Genomic DNA, 8,746 nt, shown 5'->3' with positions numbered 1-8,746 from the left:
GGGGGCGTTGTCAGTGGTGGGGGCTAGCGTTGTGGGAGATGGCACGGGCATGGAAGTGCGCGGGGCTGCGGTGGTCGCCGCAGGGTCCCGTGCTGATGTGGGACGGGGGGCGTCGTAGCGCGCTGTCCTGGGGGAAGTGGGTGGCCTTCGGGGTCGCGGAGGGGGGTGTTCGGGAATGTGTCGGGGCTCGGGGGAATGCGTGTCCGCGGCGGGTGGCGGTGCCGGGGCGCAGTACGGGGGCCCGGTGCGAGGAGTGCGCGCGGCTGGACCGGGCGCACTCCGTCGCGGCCGACGGGATCGCCGACGACCCTCGCCCCTACCGCGTCTACCTGGCGTGGTTCGGGCCCGGCATGACGAAGGTCGGGATCACGGCGGTCGAGCGGGGGTCGGCCCGGCTGCTGGAGCAGGGGGCGGTCTGCTTCAGCCGGCTCGGCACGGGCCCGCTGATGGCCGCCCGGCGGGCGGAGGAGCTGTTGCGCGCCGCCCTGGGCGTGCCCGACCGGATCCCGTACGGCGACAAGCGCGCGGTACGGGCCTCGCTGCCCGAGGGGGAGGAGGAGCGGGCCCGGGAGATACGGGAGTTGCATGCCCGTGCGGTGGCGCTCGGCGGCTGGCCGGAGTCGCTGGCGCCGGAGCCCTTCCGGGCCGTCGACCACCTGGACGTGTTCGGGCTGGCCGGGGCGCCCGCCGCCGTGGGGGAGGTGAGCGAGCTGGTCGCCGGGGGCGCGGTGAGCGGGGAGCTGGTGGCGGCCGCCGGGCCCGATCTGCATCTGGCGACCGGGGAAGGGGTGGTGGTGCTCGACACGCGGTTGATGAGGGGGTGGGAACTGGTGCCGATGCCGACGGAGGACGTCCAGCACACCTCGCCGGGTGGCGTTCCGCGCGCCTCGTCGGCGCAGGTGAGTTTTCCCGTACGGGAGTTCAGGAAGGAGGCCGCTCATCTTCAGGACGGGTTGTTCTGAGGGAGCCCGGTCCCCATGACAGGTTCCCCAAAGCCGCCCCAACGCGGAATCAGGGATTCCAGGTGATCGTCGCGCGGAGCGGAACGGTACACATGGCCGTGTGAACGCCATGGTCACGGGGCTTGTTGAGAACTCCCTGTGTGTTTCTCAGGAAAATCACAGACGGCGGAAAGGGTGCTCTCAGAGGGCCCCGACAAGGTGTGTTCCATGACCACGACCTCGCCCCAGGGGCGCACCGAACTGCTGAGGCCGGACGGGAGCCCCGTCCGAGTGCTTGTGGTGGACGACGAGCTGTCGATCACCGAACTGCTGTCCATGGCCCTGCGTTACGAGGGATGGCAGATCCGGAGTGCGGGGGACGGCACCGGTGCCGTCCAGACGGCGCGGGATTTCCGGCCCGACGCCGTCGTCCTGGACATGATGCTGCCCGACATGGACGGGCTGACCGTCCTCGGACGGCTTCGGCGGGAACTGCCGGACGTGCCGGTGCTGTTCCTCACCGCCAAGGACGCCGTCGAGGACCGTATCGCGGGCCTGACCGCCGGCGGGGACGACTACGTCACCAAGCCGTTCTCCCTGGAGGAGGTCGTCGCCCGGCTGCGCGGGCTGATCCGCCGCTCCGGTGCGGCCGACCGCCGGTCCGACTCCGTGCTCGTCGTCGGTGACCTCACCCTCGACGAGGACAGCCACGAGGTCTCGCGCGCCGGTGAGAACATCCACCTCACCGCCACCGAGTTCGAGCTGCTGCGCTTCCTGATGCGCAACCCGCGGCGCGTGCTCAGCAAGGCCCAGATCCTCGACCGGGTGTGGTCCTACGACTTCGGCGGCCAGGCCAATGTGGTCGAGCTGTACATCTCCTACCTGCGGCGCAAGATCGACGCGGGGCGGGAGCCGATGATCCACACCCGGCGCGGCGCCGGGTACCTGATCAAGCCCGCGGCGTCATGAGCGGACGACGACGGCCGCGTCCGCAGCGGAGACGAGCGGCACAGCCGCGCACCCTGCGGGCACGGCTCGTCGTCGCGTCCGTGGTGCTGATCGCCGTGGTCTGCGCGGTGATCGGCACGGTCACCACGCTCGCGCTGCGGTCCCACCTGTACCAGCAGCTCGACGGCAAGCTGAAGGACGTCGCGGCCCGGGCGTCCGCGATGCCGCCGGGCGGCATCAAGGACGGCCAGCCCGACCAGGACGCCACCGGATCCACCGGATCCACCGGGTCCACCGGGTCCACCGGGTCCACCGGGTCCACCGGGTCCACCGGGTCCACCGGGTCCACCGGATCCACCGGGTCCACCGGGTCCGGCGGATCCATCGGCGACTCGACCACCATCAATCTCAAGGACTTCGTCACGCGCGGTCCGGCCCAGCCGCAGGGCACGCTGATCGCGAAGGTCGTGAACGGCACGATCACCGACGCCCGGGTGGGCGAGAAGGACTCCTCCAGCACCGACATCAGCGGCATGGTGGCCAAGCCCCTCAGCGAGGCGCAGCTGGCCGCCCTCGACGACGTCGGCCAGGACCACCGGAAGCACAGCGTCGAGATTCCCGGTCTGGGCGACTACCGCGTGGTCTACGTCTCCGGGGACAAGGGCTCCTACTACGTCGCCGTCCCCACCAAGGACACCGACAACACCATCACCACCCTCGTCCTCGTCGAGGTGAGCGTCACCGCCGCCGGGCTGGTCGCGGCCGCCATCGCCGGGTACGTCCTGGTGGGTGTCGCCACCCGGCCGCTGCGCAAGGTCGCCGCCACCGCCACCCGGGTCTCGGAGCTGCCCCTGCACACCGGCGAGGTCAACCTCAGCGAGCGCGTCCCGGAGTCCGAGACCGACCCGCACACCGAGGTCGGCCAGGTCGGCGCCGCGCTCAACCGGATGCTGGACCATGTCCACGGCGCCCTGCACGCCCGCCAGCAGAGCGAGGTGCGGGTACGGCAGTTCGTCGCCGACGCCAGCCATGAACTCCGCACACCCCTCGCCTCCATCCGCGGGTACGCCGAGCTGACCCGGCGTGGACGCGAGCAGGTCGGGCCCGACACCCGGCACGCACTCGGCCGCATCGAGTCCGAGGCCGGCCGGATGACCCTGCTCGTGGAGGATCTGCTGCTGCTCGCCCGCCTGGACGCGGGCCGGCCGTTGCGGTTCGAGCAGACCGACCTCGTACCGCTGGTCGTCGACACCGTCAGCGACGCCCGCGCGGCCGGGCCGGACCACGTGTGGCGGCTGGAGCTGCCCGACGAACCGGCGCTCGTGTCGGCGGACGCGGCCCGTCTGCAACAGGTGCTGGTCAACCTCCTCGCCAACGCGCGCACCCACACCCCGTCCGGCACGACCGTCACCGCACGGGTGCGGCGGCGCGGGCCGTGGCTGTGCGTGGACGTCCAGGACAACGGCCAGGGCATCCCGGCTCAGCTGCTTCCGCACGTCTTCGAACGGTTCGCCCGCGGCGACTCCGCGCGCTCCCGCGCCACCGGCTCCACCGGCCTCGGCCTCGCCATCGTGCAGGCCGTGGCGACCGCGCACGGCGGCGCGGTGACCGTGGACAGCGTGCCCGGGCAGACCGTGTTCACCGTGCACCTGCCCGCGCTCGGCCCCGCCGTGCCCGAGCCGGCGCCCGAAACGAACCGGCAACGGGACTCACAGGTCGAGCACAGCGCCGGCACATGGGCACAACAGGGCGCCTGAGGAAAGTCGAGTCATGCGAACCGACTCTTCTCCCGGCACTCTGCCGGCGCGGGAGCACCTCCCGGCCGCCACAGCCGGTACGCCTGTCCTGGACGTAGTGATCCCCGTCTACAACGAGGAGAAGGACCTCCAGCCGTGCGTCGTCAGACTGCACGACCACCTCACCCGGACGTTCCCGTACCCGTTCCGCATCACGATCGCGGACAACGCGTCGACGGACACCACCGCCGATGTGTCGCGGCTGCTGGAGACGCGGATCCCGGAGGTGAGGTCCTTCCGGCTGGAGCAGAAGGGCCGCGGCCGGGCGCTGCGGACCGTCTGGTCGGCCTCGGAGGCCCCGATCCTCGCCTATATGGACGTGGACCTGTCCACCGACCTCAACGCGCTGCTGCCGCTGGTGGCGCCGCTGATCTCCGGCCACTCCGACCTGGCGATCGGCTCCCGCCTGGCCCGCAGCTCGCGGGTGGTGCGCGGCCCCAAGCGGGAGTTCGTCTCCCGCTCCTACAACCTGATCCTGCGCGGCTCGCTCCAGGCCCGCTTCACCGACGCCCAGTGCGGATTCAAGGCGATCCGGCGTGACGTCGCACAAGTTCTGCTCCCCCTGGTGGAAGACACCGGCTGGTTCTTCGACACTGAGATGCTGGTGCTCGCCGAACGAGCCGGTCTCCGCATCCACGAGGTGCCGGTCGACTGGGTCGACGACCCGGACTCCACGGTGCACATCGTGAAGACGGCGACCGATGACCTGAAGGGGGTGTGGCGCGTAGGGAAGGCGCTGGCCACCGGTTCGCTTCCGCTGGACCGGCTGACCAGGCCGTTCGGCGACGATCCCCGCGACCGCGAGATCATGGACGTACCCAAGGGCCTGGCCCGACAGCTCGTCGGCTTCTGTGTGGTCGGTGGCTTGTCCACCCTCTTCTATCTGCTGCTGTACAGCGGCTTCCGGCAGTTCTCCGGCTCCCAGACCGCCAACGCGCTCGCCCTGCTGGTCTCGGCGATCGCCAACACCGCCGCCAACCGCCGTCTCACCTTCGGGGTGCGCGGCCGCGGCGGAGCCGTCCGCCACCAGGCACAGGGCCTGGTCGTCTTCGGCATCGGCCTGGCGCTGACCAGCGGGTCGCTCGTCGCGCTGAACGCGGCGACCTCCGATCCCGCGCACTCCACCGAGCTGGCCGTCCTCATCGCGGCCAACCTCGCGGCGACCGTCCTGCGCTTCCTGCTCTTCCGCGTCTGGGTCTTCCCGGACCGGCGGGAGGCCGACGACTCCCCCACCACGGCGTCCTCAGCGACGTATCCGACGACCGCGCCGGCCGCCCCGCTGCCGCGACGCGGTGGCACCGCCCCCCACGGGACGGCCGAGTTCCGCGCCGGCGAAGCCGCGGACGGCGCCTGGAGGGACGCCACCATGCGCGTGCAGCCGGTGCGCCCCCACGACACCGACCCGGGGGACGCCCGATGACCACCAACCTCGACCCGATGACGGCGCCCCTTCAGGCCGACCCGGCCGATACGCCGCGGCAGCCGTCCGCCCCGACTCCCGGCGGTGAGCCCGAGCAGGCGTCCGCCCCGGCCCCCGCCGCCGGTGAGCCCGAGCAGCCCTTCGTCCGCAGACTGTGGCGCGGCCGGCCCGAGGACCCCCGCTGGGCACGCCCGGCCTTCCTCGGCCTGCTGGCCGCCACCTTCCTCCTGTACCTCTACGACCTCAGCGCCTCCGGCTACGCCAACTCCTTCTACTCGGCGGCCGTCCAGGCCGGCAGCGAGAGCTGGAAGGCCTTCTTCTTCGGCTCGCTGGACTCGGGGAACGCCATCACCGTCGACAAGCCGCCGGCCGCGCTGTGGCCGATGGCGCTGTCGGTGCGGATCTTCGGACTGAGCTCCTGGGCGATCCTGCTGCCCGAGGTCCTCATGGGCGTCGGCACGGTGGCCGTGGTCTACGCGGCCGTGCGCCGCCGGTTCAGCCCCGCGGCCGGTCTGATCTCCGGCGCGGTGCTCGCGCTCACGCCCGTCGCGGCGCTGATGTTCCGGTTCAACAACCCGGACGCGATGCTGGCGCTGCTGATGGCCGTCGCCTGCTACCTCGTCATCCGGGCGCTGGCGGACGGCCGGACGAAGTGGCTGGTGTGGGCGGGTGTCGCGATCGGCTTCGCCTTCCTCGCCAAGACCCTCCAGGCCTTCCTGATCCTGCCGCCGCTGGCCATCGTGTACGCGGTGTGCGCGCCGGTGTCGGTGAAGAGGCGCTTCGGGCAGCTGGCCCTGGCGACGGTCGCGCTGGTCGTCTCCGGCGGCTGGTGGGTGGCGATCGTGGAGCTGTGGCCGGCGTCCTCCCGCCCGTACATCGGCGGCTCGCAGAACAACAGCTTCCTGGAGCTGACCTTCGGCTACAACGGCCTCGGCCGTCTGAACGGCGAGGAGACCGGCAGCGTCGGCGGTGGCGGCGGAGGCGGCAACTGGGGCGAGACCGGCTGGGACCGCCTGTTCGGCTCCAGCATCGGCGGCCAGATCTCCTGGCTGATCCCCGCCGCGCTGATCCTGCTCGTCGCGGGCCTGGTGGCCACGCGCGGGGCCGGGCGCACATCGGTGACCCGCGGTTCCTTCCTGGTCTGGGGCGGCGCGCTGCTGATCACCATGGTGGTCTTCAGCTACATGCAGGGCATCTTCCACGAGTACTACACCGTGGCCCTCGCCCCCTATGTCGCGCCGCTGGTCGGCATGGGCGCGGCGCTGCTGTGGGAACAGCGGGGGAAGGTGTGGGCGTCGCTGACCCTGGCGGGCGCGATGACGGCCACGGCGGCCTGGGGATACGTCCTCCTCAACCGCTCCTCCGACTATCTGCCGTGGCTGAAGTGGCTGGTGCTGGTGGGCGGTCTGGCCGCCGCGCTCGGCCTGATCTTCGTGGGCGGGCTGGGGCGTCGGCCGGCCCTGGGCGTCGCCGGGGTGGGCCTCGTCGCCGCGCTGGCCGGTCCGACGGCGTACACCCTCACCACGGTGAGCGAGGGCCACACCGGCTCGATCGTCACCGCGGGTCCGACGGTCGCGGGCGGCCGTGGCGGTCCCGGCGGTGGCGGCGGCTTCCCGGGCGGCGGCCCGAACCAGCAGGGTCAGCAGGGACAGAACCAGCAGGGACAGCAGAACGGCAACGGCTTCCCCGGCGGCGGTATGCCGGGCCAGCAGAACGGCACCGGCGGCACGCGGAACCAGCAGCAGGGCGGTCCCGGCGGGGGCATGGGTGACGGCGGCGGCGGCGGCATGGGCGGCCTGCTCAACGGCGCGAGCGTCACCGACGAGGCCAAGAAGCTGCTGGAGACCGACGCGGACGACTACACCTGGGTCGCGGCGGCCATCGGTGCCCAGAACGCGGCGAGCTACCAGCTCTCCACGGGCGAGCCGGTGATGGCGATCGGCGGCTTCAACGGCACCGATCCGTCCCCGACGCCGGCCCAGTTCAAGAAGTACGTGGCGGACGGCAAGATCCACTACTTCGTCTCGGGTGGCACCGGCGGCGGCATGGGCGGCAGCGGCAACGGCACGTCCGCGCAGATCACCTCCTGGGTCCAGGCCAACTTCAAGCAGGTCACGGTCGGTTCCGCGACCTTCTACGACCTGACGCAGAAGGTGAGCGGCTGAGGATCCGGCTGACGGTTCCCTGACGACAGAAGCGGTGGCCCCCAAGGGCCACCGCCTCTCTATTCCTGCGGGGCGAGCCGTGCCGGGAAGCCGCCAGTGGCGACCGGACCCCAGCGGTCGGGGGTGATCCGGATGATCGACTTGTTCTGCCTGACCATCGCCTCCCGGTACTCGTCCCAGTCCGGGTGCTCGCCGGCGATGTTGCGGTAGTACTCCACCAGCGGCTCGACGGAGTCGGGTGCGTCGAGCACCTCGGCGGTGCCGTCGATCTGGACCCACGGCCCGTTCCAGTCGTCGCTGAGGACGATGACGCTGACCCGCTCGTCCCGCTTGGCGTTGCGCGTCTTGGCCCGCTCCGGGTACGTGGACACCACGATCCGGCCCGAGTCGTCGACCCCGCAGGTCAGCGGCGACCCCTGGGGGCTGCCGTCGGCGCGCCGGGTGAGCAGGATCGCGCGGTGGCGGGGGCGGACGAAGTCCAGCAGCTCGTCGAGGCTGACGGAGGTGTTGGTCGCGATGTTCGATGCCATGCCCGCAGCCTAGGGGCAACACCTCGGCCGGAGGCCGAGCCTGGCTGTCCCTGGTGGTGCTACGCCTGGGGCAGGGACTCGCCCCGCACCGCCTGGATGTCCAGCTCGACCTTCAGCGTGGTGCCGATGGCGGCGATGCCCGCCTGGACGACCTGGTTGTAGTTCATGGCGAAGTCCTCGCGGTGCAGCTCGGCCGTCGCGCGGAAGGCGGCGCGGGTGCCGCCCCAGGGGTCGGCGCCGGTGCCGAGGTAAGCCAGGTCCAGGTCGACGGGGCGCACGACGCCGCGCAGGCACAGGTCGCCGTGGACGGTCCAGCGGTCCGGGCCCGCCGCCGTCAGGCCGGTCGAACGGTAGGTGATCTCCGGGTGGGCCGCGACGTCCAGGAAGTCCGCGGAGCGCAGATGGGTGTCGCGCATGCCGTTGCCGGTGTCGATGGACGCGGCCCGGATCACCGCCTCCACCCGGGACTTGGTGACGTCGTCCGGGGCGATCTCGACGCTCGCCGAGAACTCCGTGAACCGGCCCCGCACGCTGGAGATGCCCAGGTGCTGGGCGACCGCGCCGACCGTGGAGTGCGCCGGGTCGACGGTCCACGGGCCGGGCGGCGGCAGCTCGGTGCCGCCCTGCCGGGCCAGGGTGACCGTGCCGATCCCGACGCGTCCGCTCGCGGTGACGAGCGCGCTCGCGGCGGCCGGGGCGTAGCCGACGGCCGTGACGATCACGGTGTACGCCCCCGGCGCCAGTGCGGTCGCGTCCCGGACGACGCCCTCCTGGTCGGCCTCGGCGCGCAGCACCTGCGTGCCGGTCATGTCGGTCACCGTGACGACCGCGTGCGACACGGCCCATCCGTCCCGGGTGCGGATCCTCGCGGTCAGTGCCATTTCGGGTAACTCCTCACAAGAGCCGGGCGGGCGGCAGGGGGTGACCCCACCGCCCGCCCGGCGCC

At 72.1% G+C, this 8,746-nt stretch carries 7 protein-coding genes; 5 read left to right on the top strand and 2 right to left on the bottom strand.

The features are described 5' to 3' along the window. The first annotated feature begins 38 nt into the window (after positions 1 to 38). The 5 genes from ALMP_RS25985 (at position 39) to ALMP_RS25965 (ending at position 7,270) form a co-directional block, all read left to right on the top strand. Positions 39 to 962 (top strand): DUF2797 domain-containing protein, encoded by a 924-nt coding sequence (locus ALMP_RS25985; RefSeq protein ID WP_264932364.1) that lies wholly within the window; start codon positions 39 to 41, stop codon positions 960 to 962. Positions 963 to 1,169: 207 nt separating this feature from the next. Then, positions 1,170 to 1,910 (top strand): response regulator transcription factor, encoded by a 741-nt coding sequence (locus tag ALMP_RS25980; RefSeq protein ID WP_264932362.1) that lies wholly within the window; start codon positions 1,170 to 1,172, stop codon positions 1,908 to 1,910. Continuing rightward, the gene (locus ALMP_RS25975) at positions 1,907 to 3,646 is read left to right on the top strand and encodes a HAMP domain-containing sensor histidine kinase (RefSeq protein WP_264932360.1); all 1,740 of its coding nucleotides are present in this window, start codon (positions 1,907 to 1,909) and stop codon (positions 3,644 to 3,646) included. The genes ALMP_RS25980 and ALMP_RS25975 overlap by 4 nt, the downstream gene beginning before the upstream one ends. A gap of 13 nt (positions 3,647 to 3,659) precedes the next feature. Continuing rightward, a complete protein-coding gene (locus tag ALMP_RS25970) occupies positions 3,660 to 5,105 on the top strand; it encodes a bifunctional glycosyltransferase family 2/GtrA family protein (RefSeq protein WP_264932358.1) in 1,446 nt (481 codons plus the stop codon). Beyond that, positions 5,102 to 7,270, top strand: a complete 2,169-nt coding sequence (locus ALMP_RS25965) for a glycosyltransferase family 39 protein (RefSeq protein WP_264932356.1) — start codon at positions 5,102 to 5,104, stop codon at positions 7,268 to 7,270. Before ALMP_RS25970 ends, ALMP_RS25965 begins: the two co-directional genes overlap by 4 nt. Before the next feature lie 59 nt (positions 7,271 to 7,329). On the opposite strand, the gene ALMP_RS25960 is transcribed toward ALMP_RS25965, so the two are convergent. Together ALMP_RS25960 and ALMP_RS25955 are read right to left on the bottom strand one after the other, a co-directional pair. Further along, positions 7,330 to 7,800 carry a PPOX class F420-dependent oxidoreductase gene (locus tag ALMP_RS25960; protein ID WP_264932354.1) on the bottom strand — a complete coding sequence of 157 codons (471 nt, stop codon included), beginning with the start codon at positions 7,798 to 7,800 and terminating at the stop codon, positions 7,330 to 7,332. A gap of 59 nt (positions 7,801 to 7,859) precedes the next feature. Continuing rightward, positions 7,860 to 8,681 carry a YceI family protein gene (locus ALMP_RS25955; protein WP_264932352.1) on the bottom strand — a complete coding sequence of 274 codons (822 nt, stop codon included), beginning with the start codon at positions 8,679 to 8,681 and terminating at the stop codon, positions 7,860 to 7,862. Positions 8,682 to 8,746: the final 65 nt, after the last annotated feature.

It is taken from the genome of Streptomyces sp. A012304, from assembly GCF_026008495.1.
Classification (GTDB): Bacteria; Actinomycetota; Actinomycetes; order Streptomycetales; family Streptomycetaceae; genus Streptomyces.
This window is presented reverse-complemented; position numbering and strand designations above follow the sequence as displayed.

Excerpts from the sequence above, each read along its gene's own strand:
- ALMP_RS25985 (WP_264932364.1), top strand. The coding sequence starts at position 39 with ATGGCACGGGCATGGAAGTGCGCGGGGCTGCGGTGGTCGCCGCAGGGT.
- ALMP_RS25980 (WP_264932362.1), top strand. The coding sequence starts at position 1,170 with ATGACCACGACCTCGCCCCAGGGGCGCACCGAACTGCTGAGGCCGGAC.
- ALMP_RS25975 (WP_264932360.1), top strand. The coding sequence starts at position 1,907 with ATGAGCGGACGACGACGGCCGCGTCCGCAGCGGAGACGAGCGGCACAG.
- ALMP_RS25970 (WP_264932358.1), top strand. The coding sequence starts at position 3,660 with ATGCGAACCGACTCTTCTCCCGGCACTCTGCCGGCGCGGGAGCACCTC.
- ALMP_RS25965 (WP_264932356.1), top strand. The coding sequence starts at position 5,102 with ATGACCACCAACCTCGACCCGATGACGGCGCCCCTTCAGGCCGACCCG.
- ALMP_RS25960 (WP_264932354.1), bottom strand. The coding sequence starts at position 7,800 with ATGGCATCGAACATCGCGACCAACACCTCCGTCAGCCTCGACGAGCTG.
- ALMP_RS25955 (WP_264932352.1), bottom strand. The coding sequence starts at position 8,681 with ATGGCACTGACCGCGAGGATCCGCACCCGGGACGGATGGGCCGTGTCG.